This is a genomic window from Amphibacillus jilinensis Y1 (assembly GCF_000306965.1).
In the GTDB taxonomy this organism is placed as follows: domain Bacteria; phylum Bacillota; class Bacilli; order Bacillales; family Amphibacillaceae; genus Amphibacillus_C; species Amphibacillus_C jilinensis.
On the sequence record NZ_JH976439.1, the window covers coordinates 129,606 to 146,098 of the forward strand.

Genomic DNA, 16,493 nt, shown 5'->3' on the forward strand with positions numbered 1-16,493 from the left:
ACATCCTTTGTCATATAATAATTATCTTTTATAAAGGTGGGTTAAATATGCGTGCGGACAGGTTGATTACCATTCTATTGTTGTTACAAAATAGAGGGAAAATAACAACAAAGGATCTGGCTAAAGAATTGGAAGTGACTGAACGTACCATTCACAGGGATATGGAAGCACTGAGTGCAGCAAGTATTCCCGTTGTGGCTGACCGGGGGAAAACAGGAGGATGGCGATTACTTGAACAATATCGAACGAATTTAACAGGTTTAAAAGATAATGAAATCAGATCTTTGTTTATCTCACCATCCGTTGATCTGCTTAATGATCTGGGTTTAACAAAGGATTGGGACGAAGCGCGTCAAAAGCTGCTGGCTTCAATTCCGAGTATCTTTCAGAAAAATGCCGGGGATGTGTGGGAACGAATCCATATCGACACAAGTACATGGAGACAATCGACTAACAAAATTGAGTCTTTTAAAACGCTCCAACAAGCAATATGGGACGAAAAGAAACTGCAAATGAAATATGAAAAGGCGAACGGAGAGATTATTGAACGAGAGGTTGAGCCGATAGGATTAGTGGCAAAAGGAAGCACATGGTACCTCATTGCCTCTGCTAACGGGGATTTTCGTAGCTACAAAGCCTCGAGAGTGCAGTCAGCAACCATAGCAAGTGAAACATTCTCGCGACCTGCGGACTTTGATTTGGCTCATTATTGGAGAGAATCCACACAACGGTTTATTAAAAGTCTGCCAAAATATGAAGTCGATGTTGAAATCTCTCCATCTACTATTCAACGAATAAAGTTTACCGGTCGTTTTGTACAGGTATTAAAGATAGACTCCCCCTTAGAGAATGACTGGATTCCCGCGAAACTTTCTTTTGATACAGAACAAGAAGCTAAGGAATATATTTTAGGCTTCGGGAATCAAATAAGGATTATTCAGCCCAAAGCCTTAAAGCAGAGTATTTACGATATGGCAAAAGCGGTTATGGATTTTTATAATCAGGAAAAGTGATTTTTTCACACCATACCCGATGAATTTGAAACTGTTCCTTTGTTTCAACAACTTCATTCAAATAGTCACTTGTTTTCGGTAATTTATTTAAATGACGCTCAAGTAGTGCAAGCCTTCTGATTTTCTTTCCAATACGACTAACATTTATATGAATGGTTTTTTTCTCCTGTAACAATTGATGAACAGCTTTGTTTATGACTGGCATAATGGCTTTAGAGAAGGGCTTAATAACCAAACCAAGGTCATTAAGCGCAACGCATTTGGTTTTAAACGTTTTGATCGATTTAGATTAAAAGTGTTATTACATCATCAATATAAAAATATCGACATTCGGGTCACATAAATGAGGCGTAAGCGTGTAACACACACCAACATTTGACGATATTTTCCATTTTCATAAAGCTTCACTAATTGCAGTTTAAATTCGGGTGTAAAAGTTCGACGTTGACGTGTCATAGTAGCACGCTCCCTTAAGTTAATAGTCTAAGTTTACAAGCCCTTATTTCATCTGTCCAACTTAGTGTAGCCTATCCAGTAAACAGCGTTAAACACATATTATATAAAGAACAAGGTTTATCAGCATTTATAAACAACTTGTTCTTCTTACTCTATTTTGTTAATGATGTATCATACAAAAAACAAATCAAGGTTATTACGGTTTAACAGGAACACATATTTCGCAATAAGGATTGCCTACCATATTACCGATATATTTTTCCATAATTGGTTTTATATCCATTTTATATCCGTTATTTTGTAGAGATTGAAAAATATTAGAATATGCCTTTTGAATATCCTCTGCAGTATGTTTGACTTCATATATAAGGTATTTTCCAGCAGTAATTTGCCCTTCGAGAACTGAATCATCCACTTCTTGATAATCATTGGGAATTACAATACAAGCATCAAATCTACAGTTATCAGGAAGTGTTGTTTCTGGATTATCTTGTGGAATTGCAAATAGAATTGCAGATTCAAGAAGATTTCTCTCCTTAGCCCACTTTTTTAGATTCTCCATTACTTCAATATTAGCAGGACCATATTGTCCAATACGTCGCATAAAAACAGTACGATAGTTTGGAAATGTCTCGACTTTGAATTTCATTATTTTAATCGTCCTTTCTTTTCTTATTTAGTTTGATACATTACGAATGTAGCACGCTTTAAAAATATAAACACTTTAATTTTTAAAATTTTTGAAATTAATTAGAATTTCGGTTGGTTCTCATTTAACTAAGAACGTGTTAAAAGTTATTTTGGAGTCTTTTATATTGTTTCAAATTGTGTGATATTAGGGAGTCTATTATATAGGTGTAAGCGTCAAGTAAAAATGAACACTTTTTGCTAATTAATTCTGAACACTTTCTTCCTTAAATATGGATGTTCGATTCTTCATTCGATGATTGTCTTCCCCCTGAAATTGAATAACTTCTACTCGATGTAGAATCCTATCCAAAATAGCTGTGGTGATCCCTTGGTCACCTAATAAATCGCCCCACTCACTTGGTCCCTTATTTGAAGTTAATATAATAGAGGCCTTGTCATGTAAGTCATTAATGAGATGGAAAAAGAGGTTAGCTTCTCTTTGATCCATCGCCATAAACATCAGATCATCAATAATGACCAGATTGGCGGCTCTTATTCGCTTCATCCTAATTTGGGCTTTTCGTGTGAATTCTTCAGCTTTTAAATGTCTTATCAATTCTTCCATCGTTATAAACATAACCTGATAACCTTGGTGAACCGCTTTAATCCCAAGTGCAGTGGCTAAATGTGTTTTTCCAACACCTGCTGGTCCTAACAGGACCAAGTTATATAATTGATCGATCCAGGTTAGCTCACTTAACTGTTTTAGCTGCTTTTGACTTAAGGTTTGTTGCTCATTAAGATTGTACATCTCAAGTGTTGTGTGGGCAGGAAATGCTGCCCACTTTAATTGTCGTTCATTCTTACGATCATAGTCGTGGAAATTTTGTTGTACACGTCTTCGCACACGATCTAATCCACAATAGATATATCGACAAAAATGAAAGCGATCAGCTACGATAATAGGCTTTCCTAATGCCTTTTGAACAGTTGCCTTAAAGGCGGGACTCATATCCATGATAACGACTTCAATCTGTTGACCATGTTTTTGTAGGTAATCTTTAATCGCGTTTTTATACCGATTAGGTAGTATATCAAGAAGTTCTCTAGTGATACCATCTGCGATAATTAGCTGATATTTTCCTTCTCTTGTGTCCCCTTTGTATTCATCCATTGCAATAAGGGCTGGAAAAGTTTCTATCTTTTTTATTTGCTCTTATCAAAGCGTCTTACAATGGTGGAAGGCGAAGACTCGTATGTTTGTCCAACCTCTTTAAAGGTCTTTCCTTTTATTGATTTCATTGAGACCGCTTGCTTCCATTCAATAGAAGCACGCTGGTACCATTCTACTATTGGACTTTTTTTCAGAGAATCGCTTCCCACAAGATGGACAAACATAACGACGACGCTTATACCATAATAAAGTCATTCACTCAAACCACTTTAAATGTTTGATTTTTTGATACCTATAATCATGTACACGCTCTGTTTTAGTGTCACAAATCAGGCAACAATGAGGCGTACGGTCCATTTCTACATAAATCTGAACCGTTCCTTCACGTTCTTCACTATTCGTTATAATGTAGTCTTTTAATCCTGGTATATTCATGGTAAAATCCATATACACGAAACCCCATTCTCTACTTGTTTCTCGGCAATTCAAGTATATAAGAATGCATCGGTTGCGTGTGTTTTGTTTTTCAGAAATTCACCTAAACCCCAACAAATATGATAGAGCCGTTTTTATTTTATCCACTCACAAAAAAAGTTTTGGATAAAATATCTATTTATAACATATACTGGTTTTTATGTATAGTATTTACTCTAATTTCTCTATTCTTGGGTTTTTTAGCATAATTGGGAACCAAATGATATACCAGTTTTTAATTATGATTTTTATTGATAATGATTTTTCAAATCAAATGACCAAACGCCATTTTCTTTCAATTTGTTCTAAAACAAGCATGGGTACAAATATTATTTTATTTTCTATTAACCTTATTATTTTCTTAATGTACTCTGATTTTGACCATATTGCATATCTTCTATCGAATTATGGACCACTCATAAATAATCTAATGGTGATAATTGGGTCTGTGTTTATAAGATATTTATAAATCTTTGGTTTAAAGAAAGAAGACTTTTGCAATTCGTTACATTTTGTATTCTCCCATATACCGCACTTGTTTTTATTATAGAATTCTTACCAAGATTTTTATTTTAAACTAAACTTTAAACCATAATCATAGTTAGGATGTGTCATAATGTTTATAAGAGAAACAGTAAAGGTGTTCTTAAAAGGTCCAAAAATAGAATTATTATCTTTGATTGTAGGATTAACATTTATGCTAACATTGGCAAATATAGAAATGCATCATTGGTCATGGTTGGTCTCTTTAGGATTCATGCTCTTATGTACGACTATATTCCGATTCATCACAGTTGATAAAAAGTATTATCTTAATGATCAATCTAAATTAACTTATAAAAATGTTGTAGATTATGTAGTCAGTAAAAATTTATTTACAATCCTTTTTGTACTGCTTATTCTTTCTCTTGTTTTTGTAATTAGTAGTTTTTTTAAAGGGGGCCAATTTGAATTTCAAAAAATCGGCAACATAATCATTTATTGTTTGTTTGTTTTGGGTTCTGATAATATAATTTATAGTTTCAATAACAAGCCAGTACCTAGTTATGCCAGTGGATTTAAACGAAATGAATTAGAAGATATTAAAGTGGGCTGGACAAATTTAAAAAGTCAACTCCCTTCATTTATTATGATTGGTTTATACTGTGTGATTTTTTTTGTTATAGATTTTGTTCCTGATTTGTTCTCCTCAATCGTTTACTATATTACTGGTTTTTGTACCTTAATTTATTTTATGAAATTAGAAAAAAAGAAAGAAACATAGATAATATGCTAGAGGATTACTTTAAATTTTCAGCTAATTTTTGGCTCTTCGCCATTTTCTGTGTAACTCGCACATTTCAGCCTTTTCGTAGGCTAGTATTTTCCCTTCTTCGCCTAACTACCACTTAGATGATAGAGCAGAGGGGGCAAGCGATTTGGACTTGACGCTTACACGGCATCATCTACAATATGCAAAGGGGAAGAAACGATAGATTGACGCTGTTTAGAGCACTCTAATTTTACGCGTATTCGAAAGTTCTCCATGTTACGAAAACCATAAGAAATACGTTTTCTATTCTTAATCTTATGGTTGGTTCTTTCTGTTCTAGCATTTGTATAGGGTTGTTCGAAATAGTTTAAAATATACGATTTCCATGTATCTAACGTCTTAACGCCTTTTGCTTTATTTGTATAATTCTATTATAGTGATAGTTCTCCCAGTTTTCAAGAATGTATGTTCCCTACCACATTAGATTGATGTTAGAGTAAAATGTTTATGGGAGAATAAATACCTCAACTTTTGGTGTTGAAGTCTATAGACTTTAACACCAAAAGTTGAGGCGAGCAAGCGAAGCGCGGTAGAAGAAAATCCCCCTATTCGCTGCGTCTATTTTATTGACATAATTTTACTTTTACATAGATTGTTGTAATATGTAAGTTTATGTCCCCCACAATTAATTTCTTTCCCTCCCCAAATCCCCCTCAATCCCTTGCCACCGTTACTCTCAACTTTGTTCCTATTTCTTATACGCAATTAGTGTTTTTCCTTAAAACAACCAATTTTGACCCGAAATATTCGATGCGAAATTTGTCGAACAGTATCTTTGTTTTTCCGTTACAGAGAAAAAACTGGATAGGCTACACTAAGTTGGACAGATGAAATAAGGGCTTGTAAACTTAGACTATTAACTTAAGGGAGCGTGCTACTATGACACGTCAACGTCGAACTTTTACACCCGAATTTAAACTGCAATTAGTGAAGCTTTATGAAAATGGAAAATCTCGTGCAGACATTGCTAGAGAATATGATATTACACCTTCTGCGTTAGATCGTTGGATTAAAAATCATCAGGAAACAGGTTCATTTGCCGCCAAAGATAATCGTTCTGAAGAAGAAAATGAACTGATGCAACTTCGCAAAGAAAATCAACGTTTACTGATGGAGAACGATATTTTAAAGCAAGCAGCGCTGATCATGGGACGAAAATAGATGTGATTCGAAATAACGCTCATAACTATTCGGTATCAGCAATGTGTAACGTCCTCGATATTCCAAAAAGTACGTATTACTACCATGTCGATGTAGCAGGCAAACGTGCACAGAGAGATGAAGATAAAGAGCTTTCTAAAGAAATTGTTCGTATTTTTAAAGAGAGTCGAAACAATTATGGTACACGCAAAATCAAGAAAGAATTAGCGAAGTTACCTGAACCAAAATATGTTTCACGTCGCCGTATTGGTCGACTCATGAACGAAGTAGGACTCGTGTCGAATTATACAGTGGCACAATTTAAACCACACAAATCAACGTGTAACGAAGCTCCTGTAAAGAATGAATTACAGCGCCAATTTAAGCAAGATCAACAATTAGCTGTCATTGTCATCGATTTAACATACGTCCGTGTCGGAAAAAAGTGGCATTATGTATGCCTATTTGTGGACCTTTTCAATCGCGAAATCATCGGCCGTAGTGCTGGAGCAAATAAGACAGCAGACCTTGTATATCAAGCCATTACAAGTATTCAAGCCAATCTGAATGACATAAAAATGTTCCATACAGACCGTGGAAAAGAGTTTGATAATCAGCTCATTTCAGAAGCTCTTGAAACATTTGGTATCCAGAGATCACTAAGCATGAAAGGATGCCCTTATGACAACGCCGTGGCCGAAGCTACATTTAAGGTATTCAAAACAGAATTCGCTAACGGAGCTCATTTCTCTTCTCTTCAACAGCTCGCTCTTGAACTTGATGATTATGTTCATTGGTTCAATAACATTCGAATTCACGGAACACTAGGCTATTTAACACCAGTAGAATTCAAGCAACAGACCTTATAATTTTTGTCCAGTTTAGTGTTGACATTCCAATGTTTTCTTAAAGACTTTTGGAGGATACTTGATATGTTTCTAGCAACCTTTTAGCCTCAATAACTAAAGATGGCAGACCATTCGAAAAGTTACGTTTTAGATGAAGGACATGTCATTGCTGATTCTCTTGGAAGAGTCTCGACTTTTCTTTATACTCTTTACTTTTACCTTCTACCATAGAAACCCTTATAAATGGCATCTGTCAACTCACTCCTTATCCGTTATAATTATTTTTCTACCTGACTTTGCTGATTCTCGTACGTTATCTAATAATCGATGAAGTTTAACTGCATCATTGAAATTAGGAATCTTACGCTTGTTTTCGAGTATATCTTTAGCAAATATGTTATAAGCCTTTTCTATATATTCTTTAGGACTCGTATCTTTTTCTAAAGGTAACATAACTTCTTCAATAGAAGCCCCCTCTTTATCATCACCTAAGCCCGAGTAATCTGGATGAGAGATTTTCTCTAACCTTAAATTTCCAAACTGGACATGCCCCGATGAATTGGATTGTGTTAATCGAAATACACCTTTTTCACCTCTAATCTCTAAATGAAACTTTGGAGATACCCCTGCTTGAATGTGAATAGAAGTTGATATGTTATCACCAAGAGTACCTTGAACTAAAATTTGATCAGCAGTATCCTTTACTATCCTTTCACCTGTTTCTCGTATAATAGCTTCCTTGTAATTCGTGTTCATAATAGCTGAAAGTTCCTTGAAATCACCTAATGTATGACAAAGAACATCCAGAGCATGCCCTCCATGTATGGTGAGTAAATTCGCTCCATTTTCTTCTTTTAAGAGATAGGCACTTCTTTGATCCGTTATCCTCCCTTTTACTTGAGTAGATACCTCCATTGTACAAGAAAGTATCTTCCCTATTTCATTCCTTTCTAATGCTTTCTTTAAATAACTAATTTCAGGAGATTGTCTCCCTTGTAATCCGACAGCATGATGTATCCCTTTTTTGTCAGCTAGTTTTGCTAACTCTATAGCTTCCTGTGTATTCCTACCTAGTGGCCATTCACAATTGATATGCTTTCCTTTTGAAATAGCACTCTTAGCAATCTCATAATGAAAAGGCACTTTTACACTTACAACCACTAAATCAACATCTTTTGATTCTACTAATTTGCTGTAATCTGCAAAAGGTATAGCATTGAATTCCATCGCACTTTTCATCGCACTCTCCATATTTGACGTACCTATTGCTTTAATTTGGTAAATAAGGTTCGCTTTTAGGGCTGGAATATGGGTTTGACTGGCCCATTGATTATTTAATGATCCACCCACTATTCCTACATTAATCTGTTTACTATCCATAAATCCCCCTCCAAAACTCATAAATAAGAAAATCATTAATGTAATTATAATCCCAAAGTGATAACATTAATAATGTTATCAAATGATACGTCTATCACTTTTTTTGATAAGGAGATTAGTTTGTTATGCATATTGAAGACATGAATGTTTTTATTTCAGTCGCAGAATTGAAAAGTATGTCAGCAGCAGCAATTAAATTGAATCACCTCCAATCTAATATATCTGCAAAAATAAAAAAAATTGAGACCCACTATAATAACGAATTGTTTATTCGAAATTCAAAAGGTGTCAAGTTAACGAAAAAAGGAGAGGAATTATACCACCAATATAAGAAAATCATCCTTCTCTGGGAACAAACCGAAAACCAAATGAAATATCATGATAAAAGTTTACGGATTGGAACCATGGTATCTTTTGGCGGAAAACAAATTTCTGCTGCTTTAAATGATCTATCTAAAGCACACCCTGATTTGAATGTTACTTTAAAAACAGGTTCGACTGAGGAAATTGATCAACTACTTACTGAAGGGCAAATTGATATTGGCGTCACCATTGGATCATTCAATAACAAACATATAAATTATGAAAAGTCAGGTACTGAAGAAATGGTGATAATAGGGGGGAATATTAGTCAAGAAACAACATTTAATAAATATTTATTCCAGAAAAATGTCCTGATACTTTCCGAGAAATGTCTCTATCATTCAATATTACGTAATATATATGATACTTTGAACATTAAATCGGGGGACTTCATTGAAATTGGTGATCCTGAAACTTTAATTCAATTTGCATCAATAGGTATGGGGATTACGCTAATCCCCAAAAGAATTGCATCTTACTATAACGTAGATTCCTATTTAGAAGTACCGAAACCCTTTAAATATATGGATTCTTATTACACTAGAAGATTGAATTACGAATTATCACCTATCGAAAAACAATTTTTCGAACTAAATAACAAATATATCTTTAGTTTCTAAAATAATGGCAATGATTGAGATAACTCATCCTTTCACTTCGATTCCGTTTATAAAAAAATGACGGTCCATAGGGAGAAACATGAATTCCAAATGAATTCCTACTCTACTTCTAACCTGAAGAACGAACGAAAAAACCAGATAAAATAACTGGAATCACTCGACTCTAGCGTGGGGAAACCAACTGAAAAAGAACTGGATCAAGACTGAACCATTACTGGCAAAGGATTGGGGGAATATAGAATTGAAGTAAACGACTGGATATAGATTGAATACTGATTGAAAATTGGATTGTATTACTTTTGGATTTCCACCTAATTTTACATAAAAAAACCGAAAGTCTGCCGGAAAAGGACCGGAAAAAACTTCGGGATTGGAACGTTAATTTTCTTTAGGGAACGCAATATTTTATCTAAGGAAGGAAATTTTTATTGAAGACAATTGGCTCCAGCCTGAAAATTAATTGATATTACGATTGAATTAAATAATTTTCTGCCGTTCTTGTTTCCCCTACGCTCTTCGCTCCAACTATTTAGCAGTAGGTACCGACTTTCTAGCTTGGGGAGAAGAAATAGACAGGGAGATATAATAGAAAAAATAAAAATGTATATAAGAACTTATCCTACCAGTATAATGCCATATGGAACTTATCCGTTTCTTTACAAAAAAACATACAGTTTGCACCTTCTCCAAGAGAGAGCGTAAAAAGTTTTGTGTAAATGGTTATACTTTCCAATAAGGAGATGGTCATTTATGCAAGACTTTTTTTATGACAAAACAATTAAAGAGTTAAAGAAAGGTTGTCGCACAGTAGAAGATGTTCAGCAGATGATGAAGGATCTGTTTAAAGAAACGCTTCAACAAATATTCGAAGCGGAATTCGAAGAGGAGTTAGGCTACCAAAAACACAATGTGAAAGGAAACAATACAGGTAACAGTCGAAACGAAGAAAATCAAATCAAAGTTTGGTGAAGTAGAACTTGATACACCAAGAGATCGAAATGGGGAGTATGAGCCAAAGGTAATTAAGAAATACGAAAAAACGGTCAACGGAATAGAGGGACAAATATTAGGACTGTACGCTAAGGGAATGTCTACACGAGATATTGAAGATCAAATGAGAGATGTATATGGTATCGATATTTCCCCTACATTGGTTAGTAAAGTGCCCGATAAGCTATCGCCAACGGAAAAGATGAGTGCATCACGCCCGCCTCTCCACGAACGCGCTTACTGTAGCTTTAAAATAAAGTTTGATTAAAAATACCTCGCAGACCCATATTTTACGATAAATTAAAAGAAACCATTTTGAAAAAAAGACTGATCAAAATGGATTCTTTTCAGCAGGTTTAAGCTTGGTTTTTTTAAAAAAGTTTGATCATTTTCTACCTGTTTTGCTCCCCAACCAGGCCCGATTGTGGAAGATTTTTTTATATTGAATGGTATCGTTGTACTGTGCAGCAAATAGGTCTGCTTGTTCTAAATAATCATTTCTATTAATTTCAATTCAAAACTCTTTTAACAACTCTTCAAACCATTGAAGATTTACTAGGTGGTGAGAACGTGAATTTTCCAACATTTTTTTAAAAGACGTTGATATAGATTGATCATACTCAATAGATTGTTCTAATAGTAAAATTTTCTTTTTTGTTTGTTCAATTTGTATTTCTATAAGATTTGTTAACTCCTCGCTTTTATATTCATTAGCAAACAACATGGTTGCATAAAAAGATAAGTTTATATAGTCTGTCTTAGACCCGTACTTATACATCAAATTTCCAAATTCTCTATCGCCTAGTTCAGTAATGATATAGTTATGCGTCTCTCTTGTATTGTCTAATTGGTCAACTTTTTTAATATATTGTTTTGCTTCTAATTGTTGAAGATTATAATAGAATGACCCTTTAGTGAAATTCACTATATATTTATAGTGTCTCTTTTTCATTAATGCTAGTAATTCATACCCGTAAGAACCTGGATTTTGTTTTAATAAACCTAAAATAAGTAATGGTATCAAAAAATAACTCCTTTTATTATTGATTAATTTTAATAGCTATTCCCTTTAATTAGGTTAATCATTGTTTGTTGATTTGCGTGACTTGAGATACAAATTCATCATATGTTATTTTCCCTAATGCAAAATCCATAGTTTTTATATATATCTTTTCTGCATTAGTATGTGTTCGATCCTGATTTAGTTTTAACCACTCATTTTCATTAGTTAGAGGCTTCAAAACATGCTTCCTGCTAGAAAAGGCTTCAAAATATCGCAAACCAAATCTCCTTTGTGATAGAGCATCAATATGAATACCATCAGGGTTAGAAGTTAATCCTGAAGCTGTGACAAAGTAGCAATGATCTTGTTCAAAAGCAAATTTTTGTAACTCTTGATTAACAAGATTATATTCAGTACAGCTTTTACCAAATCCTTCTTTTCCTAAAAAATCTCCTAAACCACCAATTATAATTGGAATAGTTGGAGCATTTAATTCCTTTCTAAGAGAATTAATAATTAAGAGGAGCTTCTCATAATATACTTTGTAGTTATCATTATTACTATCACTTTCTCCTTGATGCCATAGTATTCCAGTTAACTCACTACTTTGCATAGCAAATTTAGCTTCAGTTATTGCATGTCTAAAAAGCACTCCATCTACAGACCACTCACTCAAAGAACTTCCACCTTCAGCACAAGGAATTAAACCAATACTATCTTCTTGATTTTGGCGACTCCATTCATCTGCAAATGAGCCTGCTAAACTTATCCCCGAAACAGGACGATCATAATTGATAGGCTCAGTCATCATTTGCCATTTCCCATTACGCAACATTTGTATTCTTTCATTATAGATCGAGGGTACTTCTTTAATAAACCCTCGTCCAGCCATATTTGACTGTCCTAACATTAAAAACGATTTAATCACTTTTTGTTCTTCCTTTCAATTTTTAAATATTTATATGTTAAGTAATTACTCATTTAATTTATTGGTTCAATAGATTTTTCTAGATTAAGAAATTCAACCTATCAACCAAAGTCTAATTAGACTAGCGCACTAAGTATATTATAGTCTAATTAGACTTGTTGTCAAATTCACATTGAAAAATACTTACACACGGAACTATTCACTAAACTCCTAGTGTGCTAAAGGCTATTCTTTCACAAAATCTCATATAAGTGAAGAATCTTACTGCTCTGTTAACGTCAGATAAGTAAGACGATTGCATTTAACAATCGTCTCAAAAGAGAGCTATTTAATAAGCCGTATCGTTGTATTACGCTGCAAATGGATCAGTTGTTTGTTTTTCGTCTTTCTTTCTCAACATTAACTCCTGTTAGTTGAACAAAGGCACTTAAGAGTCATTTGCTTTTTAGTTACCTGTCTTATCCTACTAATTATTATCGTTCTCATTATAGTATTTTTTCACTAGGTGACTACGTTGTTTAAGATATTATTAATTGAAGATGATGCTACTCTATTTAAAGAGATAAAAGACCGGCTTGTAGACTGGGAATATGAAGTGTTTGAGGTTAAAAACTTTCAAAGTGTCATGGAGAGCTTTGCTGAGGTTCATCCAGACAACATGCTACAGGCATGGGATTGTACTTAGCAAAAAAGGCTGCCATCCCACTTGGTATTCACATTTCCGTTTGGTCAACTGTTGGTAGAGGGACAACATTTACCCTTACCTTCTCAAAAGAGAATCGATTTCTCCAGATTCAAGGCGAGTGACAAAAATGTCACTCGCCTTTGCTTTTTTGTTAGGATAATCAAAGGACTTCATGGAAAGGAATATATACAGTAAGGGTAGGGTCACTTAACAGTTGGAGGAACTTTTTTATGAATATACTTGAAGCTAGAAAAATCCATAAAAGCTACGGAAATAAATTCACGAGACAAGAGGTCTTAAAGGGAATTGATATTAGCATTAAAAAAGGGGAATTTGTTACGATCATGGGTGCATCAGGATCTGGGAAAACCACTCTTCTAAATGTGTTATCAACGATTGACCGGCTAAGCCATGGTTCCTTAGAAATCGAAGGTGAGGAACTAACGAAAAGCAAAGAAAAGAAGCTCGCGGAATTTAGAAAGCATCATTTAGGGTTTATCTTTCAAGACTATAATTTACTTGATACGTTAACAGTAAAAGAAAATATCTTATTACCCCTCTCGATCACAAATATTTCCAAAAAGGAAGCACTAGAGAAATTTCAAATGGTCGCAGCAGACCTTGGAATTAAAGACATAGCGGGTAAATATCCCAATGAAATATCAGGCGGCCAAAAACAAAGGACATCTGCGGCGAGAGCTTTCATTCACGAGCCAAGTATTATTTTTGCTGATGAGCCAACTGGTGCTCTTGATTCAAAAGCAGCGTCTGACCTACTAGGTAAATTAAGCACTTTAAATGAAAAGCGAAAAGCAACCATAGTGATGGTTACTCACGACCCTGTTGCAGCAAGCTACAGTAGCCGTGTTATTTTTATTAAAGATGGTCAAATCTATACCCAATTGAACAAAGGAGAAGAAAGCCGAAACACATTCTTAAAGGATATTATGAAGACACAAGGAGTTTTAGGTGGGGTGCACAATGAGCATTAATCAGCTAATTTTCCGCAGCTTTCAAAGGAACGTAAAAAGCTATTATTTGTATGTGTTCGCTCTCGTCTTTAGTGCTGCCCTCTACTTTGCCTTCGTTACCTTGCAGTATGATCCTTCAATGGCCGAAGCATCCGAATCGACTAGAGGATTAGTAGCCATTAGGGCGGCTTCTGTACTTCTAATCGTTATTGTGACTGTGTTCCTGTTATATGCTAATAATCTATTTATCAAAAGACGCAGTAAAGAAATTGGTTTATTTCAACTTATAGGCATGACGAAAAACCGTATTTTCAAGATCCTCACTGCTGAAAACGTCATACTCTATTTTGGTTCATTATTCATTGGAACGTTTTTCGGTTTTGCCTTTTCGAAATTAATCGCCATGACCTTATTTAAAATAACGGGCGTGGATGCCGTTGCCTCTCTCTATTTTTCTGACGAGGCTTTCATCCAAACATTGCTCGTATTCGGTAGTATCTATATTTTGATCATGCTGATGAACTATCTTTTTATTAGGAACCAAAGCATTTTGTCACTATTTCATATTACTAGTAAAACAGAAAGCAGAGTAAGTAAGATTTCGAGCATAGAAATCTTGATCGGGATTTTTGGGATTCTACTTATTTTAGCTGGTTACTATGTATCGGCAAGACTTTTTGATGGGGATTTCGTGTCCATAAACCACCTATTTTTAGCGATGATTTTTATTCTAGCATCTGTTATCTTCGGAACTTATTTTTTCTACAAAGGTTCTGTACGCTTTATTACCAACATGATAAGAAAAAATAAAGGTGGCTATTTAAACATCAATCAAGTGATGTCACTATCTTCCATTATGTTCCGCATGAGATCAAATGCGATGCTACTTACCATTATCACAACTGTATCAGCACTAGCAATCGGCCTGCTATCCTTAAACTATATCTCCTACTATTCAGCTGAGCGTAATGCTGAGAATACGGCACCTACTGATTTTGCATTTGTCACATCAGAGGATGCAGTGGCTTTTGGTGAGGTATTAAAGGAAAGCAGAATTAGCTACAGTGAACAAAGGGTTGATGTGCTTCGAGTGGAAATTGATATCAAAGAGATTACGGGCAACGATATCGAGAACAAAATGAGAGTTGCGGTTATAAGTGACCGTTATGTTGAAGGCATTGATGTAAGTCAAGGTGAAACGTTATTTTCTGGATATAGTGATGCGCTTTTGACACTGTTAGACTTGAAAGATTCAGGAACAGTTACCTTTCACGGACTCACGGCAGTTTTCAATCAGGAGTATGTAGGCATAGTTAATGATAGTGTGCTGCCTCTCTATTTTACTGGCGGATTACCTGCAGTGATTGTGAATGAAACGACATTTACTATGCTCGCTAATGACATGGACCCAGATATTCAGTTCGACTCATCTCTTTATATTGGCTTTACATTAGCTGATCGAGAAACCGTAGAAGCTGCTGATACACTTTTTCAAAGCATGCCATTCAGTCAAGATTCTGGCAATAACTCCCAATACTCGGTAGCGCTACAGCAAAAAATCAATATGGGCACTACGATGTTCAGTGTCGGCTTTCTCGGACTCACCTTCTTAATAACTTCAGGTTGTATCCTCTACTTTAAACAAGTAGAAGAAGGTGATGAAGAACAACCAAATTACAAAATCTTACGAAAACTAGGCTTCACTCAAAACGATCTTCTACAAGGGATCCTAAGGAAGCAACTATTCAACTTCGGCATTCCGCTTGTCGTTGGCCTTATGCACAGCTACTTTGCCGTCAAATCAGGCTGGTTCATTTTCGGGACAGAGTTATGGACACCAATGCTTATTGTCATGGGATTGTATGCAGCACTGTACTCAGTTTTTGGCTTTCTGTCTGTGCTTCATTATAAAAAAGTGATTAAAATGTCGCTGTAAAGGAGGAGAATTAGTTTGAAAAAAGGAGTTAGTATTTTAGCTATATTCATGCTAGTAGCAGTATTACTTACTGCTTGTAATATTCAAAGAATAGGAAAAGACAATGTATATATAGAAGTGATAGAACCTACAGAGACTAAGGAAGATAGTTTGGATGGTGGAGAATTAATAACTAGATATATTTACAAACAAAAGGCATTTGATGAAGAAGGAGAATCAGTAGATGTAGAATTCTCTGCGGGTAGAGAATTACGACAAGGTGCATATTTAATGCTCTATCTTAGGAATAATAATGAAGTAACATCTTATGATGAAGTAACGTGGGACGACATCCCAAATGCTGCACAAGTCGAACTAGAAAATTATTATAGTGAAAATTAATTTATTACTCAACTTTGCACTTGAAATTGAGTAAGTATAATCATTGACAGGAAAGACATTCAGTTACGTGTTTACCTGCAAAAAAGGATAGGAAAGATAGGAAAGCAGTGTGTCTATCTGCTTTCCTATCCTTTTTATATATCACAAAAACACTCCTCTTTCTTAAATCAACGCTCCCGTGAGCGATAA

Annotated in this window: 16 protein-coding genes and 4 pseudogenes; 11 read left to right on the plus strand and 9 right to left on the minus strand. The window is 34.9% G+C overall.

Annotation, left to right across the window (positions count from 1 at the left end; all coding sequences use genetic code 11):
* Window positions 1-47: 47 nt before the first annotated feature.
* The gene (locus B494_RS0114435; RefSeq protein WP_017473101.1) at window positions 48-1,013 is read left to right on the plus strand and encodes a helix-turn-helix transcriptional regulator; all 966 of its coding nucleotides are present in this window, start codon (window positions 48-50) and stop codon (window positions 1,011-1,013) included.
* Here the strand turns inward: B494_RS0114435 and B494_RS20645 are convergent.
* Window positions 985-1,218, minus strand: a complete 234-nt coding sequence (locus tag B494_RS20645; RefSeq protein WP_083855799.1) for a TnsD family Tn7-like transposition protein — start codon at window positions 1,216-1,218, stop codon at window positions 985-987. The two genes, B494_RS0114435 and B494_RS20645, sit on opposite strands and share 29 nt — an antisense overlap.
* Here B494_RS20645 and B494_RS20650 point away from each other — a divergent pair.
* Window positions 1,186-1,356 (plus strand): annotated as a pseudogene (locus tag B494_RS20650) (transposase); the annotation flags it as partial. The gene B494_RS20645 and the pseudogene B494_RS20650 overlap by 33 nt on opposite strands.
* Window positions 1,357-1,665: 309 nt before the next feature.
* Here the strand turns inward: B494_RS20650 and B494_RS0114445 are convergent.
* From B494_RS0114445 to B494_RS20230, 4 genes are all read right to left on the minus strand, one after another.
* The gene (locus tag B494_RS0114445) at window positions 1,666-2,118 is read right to left on the minus strand and encodes an AraC family transcriptional regulator (protein WP_017473103.1); all 453 of its coding nucleotides are present in this window, start codon (window positions 2,116-2,118) and stop codon (window positions 1,666-1,668) included.
* Window positions 2,119-2,361: 243 nt separating this feature from the next.
* Window positions 2,362-3,273, minus strand: coding sequence for an IS21-like element helper ATPase IstB (istB, locus tag B494_RS19505; RefSeq protein WP_017473104.1), 912 nt, complete (start codon window positions 3,271-3,273; stop codon window positions 2,362-2,364).
* 32 nt (window positions 3,274-3,305) lie between these two features.
* Window positions 3,306-3,497 (minus strand): helix-turn-helix domain-containing protein, encoded by a 192-nt coding sequence (locus B494_RS21655; RefSeq protein WP_026065269.1) that lies wholly within the window; start codon window positions 3,495-3,497, stop codon window positions 3,306-3,308.
* A gap of 31 nt (window positions 3,498-3,528) precedes the next feature.
* Window positions 3,529-3,720, minus strand: coding sequence for an ISL3 family transposase (locus B494_RS20230; protein WP_026065270.1), 192 nt, complete (start codon window positions 3,718-3,720; stop codon window positions 3,529-3,531).
* A 643-nt stretch (window positions 3,721-4,363) separates the two neighbouring features.
* On the opposite strand from B494_RS20230, the gene B494_RS0114465 reads away from it, so the two are divergent.
* Entirely contained in the window at window positions 4,364-5,011 is a 648-nt protein-coding gene (locus B494_RS0114465; RefSeq protein WP_017473105.1) for a hypothetical protein, read from the plus strand.
* A 167-nt stretch (window positions 5,012-5,178) separates the two neighbouring features.
* On the opposite strand, the pseudogene B494_RS20655 reads toward B494_RS0114465, so the two are convergent.
* Window positions 5,179-5,397 (minus strand): annotated as a pseudogene (locus B494_RS20655) (transposase); the annotation flags it as partial.
* Window positions 5,398-5,938: 541 nt separating this feature from the next.
* On the opposite strand from B494_RS20655, the gene B494_RS0114475 reads away from it, so the two are divergent.
* A protein-coding gene (locus B494_RS0114475) for an IS3 family transposase (RefSeq protein WP_420884347.1) occupies window positions 5,939-7,068 on the plus strand; the annotation gives its coding sequence in 2 pieces (ribosomal slippage) (window positions 5,939-6,218 and window positions 6,218-7,068; 1,131 coding nt in all).
* A gap of 237 nt (window positions 7,069-7,305) precedes the next feature.
* On the opposite strand, the gene B494_RS0114485 is transcribed toward B494_RS0114475, so the two are convergent.
* Window positions 7,306-8,427: a Gfo/Idh/MocA family protein gene (locus B494_RS0114485; RefSeq protein ID WP_017473108.1), complete on the minus strand. Its 1,122-nt coding sequence runs from the start codon at window positions 8,425-8,427 to the stop codon at window positions 7,306-7,308.
* Between the two features lie 125 nt (window positions 8,428-8,552).
* Here B494_RS0114485 and B494_RS0114490 point away from each other — a divergent pair, with 125 nt between their 5' ends.
* Together B494_RS0114490 and B494_RS20660 are read left to right on the plus strand one after the other, a co-directional pair.
* Window positions 8,553-9,410, plus strand: coding sequence for a LysR family transcriptional regulator (locus B494_RS0114490; protein WP_017473109.1), 858 nt, complete (start codon window positions 8,553-8,555; stop codon window positions 9,408-9,410).
* A gap of 750 nt (window positions 9,411-10,160) precedes the next feature.
* Window positions 10,161-10,620: pseudogene (locus B494_RS20660) on the plus strand (transposase); the annotation flags it as partial.
* A gap of 294 nt (window positions 10,621-10,914) precedes the next feature.
* Here B494_RS20660 and B494_RS0114500 read toward each other — a convergent pair.
* Window positions 10,915-11,424: a PadR family transcriptional regulator gene (locus tag B494_RS0114500; protein ID WP_017473110.1), complete on the minus strand. Its 510-nt coding sequence runs from the start codon at window positions 11,422-11,424 to the stop codon at window positions 10,915-10,917.
* A 58-nt stretch (window positions 11,425-11,482) separates the two neighbouring features.
* Window positions 11,483-12,331: a sialate O-acetylesterase gene (locus B494_RS0114505; RefSeq protein WP_017473111.1), complete on the minus strand. Its 849-nt coding sequence runs from the start codon at window positions 12,329-12,331 to the stop codon at window positions 11,483-11,485.
* A 505-nt stretch (window positions 12,332-12,836) separates the two neighbouring features.
* On the opposite strand from B494_RS0114505, the gene B494_RS20845 reads away from it, so the two are divergent.
* From B494_RS20845 to B494_RS0114525, 5 genes and pseudogenes are all read left to right on the plus strand, one after another.
* On the plus strand, window positions 12,837-13,016 hold the full coding sequence (locus tag B494_RS20845; protein ID WP_420884348.1) for a response regulator: 180 nt from the start codon (window positions 12,837-12,839) through the stop codon (window positions 13,014-13,016).
* Window positions 12,986-13,138 (plus strand): annotated as a pseudogene (locus tag B494_RS21495) (ATP-binding protein); the annotation flags it as partial. The gene B494_RS20845 and the pseudogene B494_RS21495, both read left to right, overlap by 31 nt.
* 108 nt (window positions 13,139-13,246) lie before the next feature.
* Window positions 13,247-14,008 carry an ABC transporter ATP-binding protein gene (locus B494_RS0114515; protein WP_017473113.1) on the plus strand — a complete coding sequence of 254 codons (762 nt, stop codon included), beginning with the start codon at window positions 13,247-13,249 and terminating at the stop codon, window positions 14,006-14,008.
* Window positions 13,998-15,923: an ABC transporter permease gene (locus B494_RS0114520; protein WP_017473114.1), complete on the plus strand. Its 1,926-nt coding sequence runs from the start codon at window positions 13,998-14,000 to the stop codon at window positions 15,921-15,923. The genes B494_RS0114515 and B494_RS0114520 overlap by 11 nt, the downstream gene beginning before the upstream one ends.
* 15 nt (window positions 15,924-15,938) lie before the next feature.
* The gene (locus tag B494_RS0114525; RefSeq protein ID WP_017473115.1) at window positions 15,939-16,304 is read left to right on the plus strand and encodes a YxeA family protein; all 366 of its coding nucleotides are present in this window, start codon (window positions 15,939-15,941) and stop codon (window positions 16,302-16,304) included.
* Window positions 16,305-16,493: the final 189 nt, after the last annotated feature.

Coding starts and splice junctions, on each gene's coding strand:
- B494_RS0114445 (WP_017473103.1), bottom strand. CDS start 2,118: ATGAAATTCAAAGTCGAGACATTTCCAAACTATCGTACTGTTTTTATG.
- B494_RS20645 (WP_083855799.1), bottom strand. CDS start 1,218: ATGCCAGTCATAAACAAAGCTGTTCATCAATTGTTACAGGAGAAAAAA.
- B494_RS0114435 (WP_017473101.1), top strand. CDS start 48: ATGCGTGCGGACAGGTTGATTACCATTCTATTGTTGTTACAAAATAGA.
- B494_RS21655 (WP_026065269.1), bottom strand. CDS start 3,497: ATGTTTGTCCATCTTGTGGGAAGCGATTCTCTGAAAAAAAGTCCAATA.
- B494_RS20230 (WP_026065270.1), bottom strand. CDS start 3,720: ATGGATTTTACCATGAATATACCAGGATTAAAAGACTACATTATAACG.
- B494_RS0114520 (WP_017473114.1), top strand. CDS start 13,998: ATGAGCATTAATCAGCTAATTTTCCGCAGCTTTCAAAGGAACGTAAAA.
- B494_RS0114515 (WP_017473113.1), top strand. CDS start 13,247: ATGAATATACTTGAAGCTAGAAAAATCCATAAAAGCTACGGAAATAAA.
- B494_RS0114485 (WP_017473108.1), bottom strand. CDS start 8,427: ATGGATAGTAAACAGATTAATGTAGGAATAGTGGGTGGATCATTAAAT.
- B494_RS0114490 (WP_017473109.1), top strand. CDS start 8,553: ATGCATATTGAAGACATGAATGTTTTTATTTCAGTCGCAGAATTGAAA.
- istB (WP_017473104.1), bottom strand. CDS start 3,273: ATGGATGAATACAAAGGGGACACAAGAGAAGGAAAATATCAGCTAATT.
- B494_RS0114465 (WP_017473105.1), top strand. CDS start 4,364: ATGTTTATAAGAGAAACAGTAAAGGTGTTCTTAAAAGGTCCAAAAATA.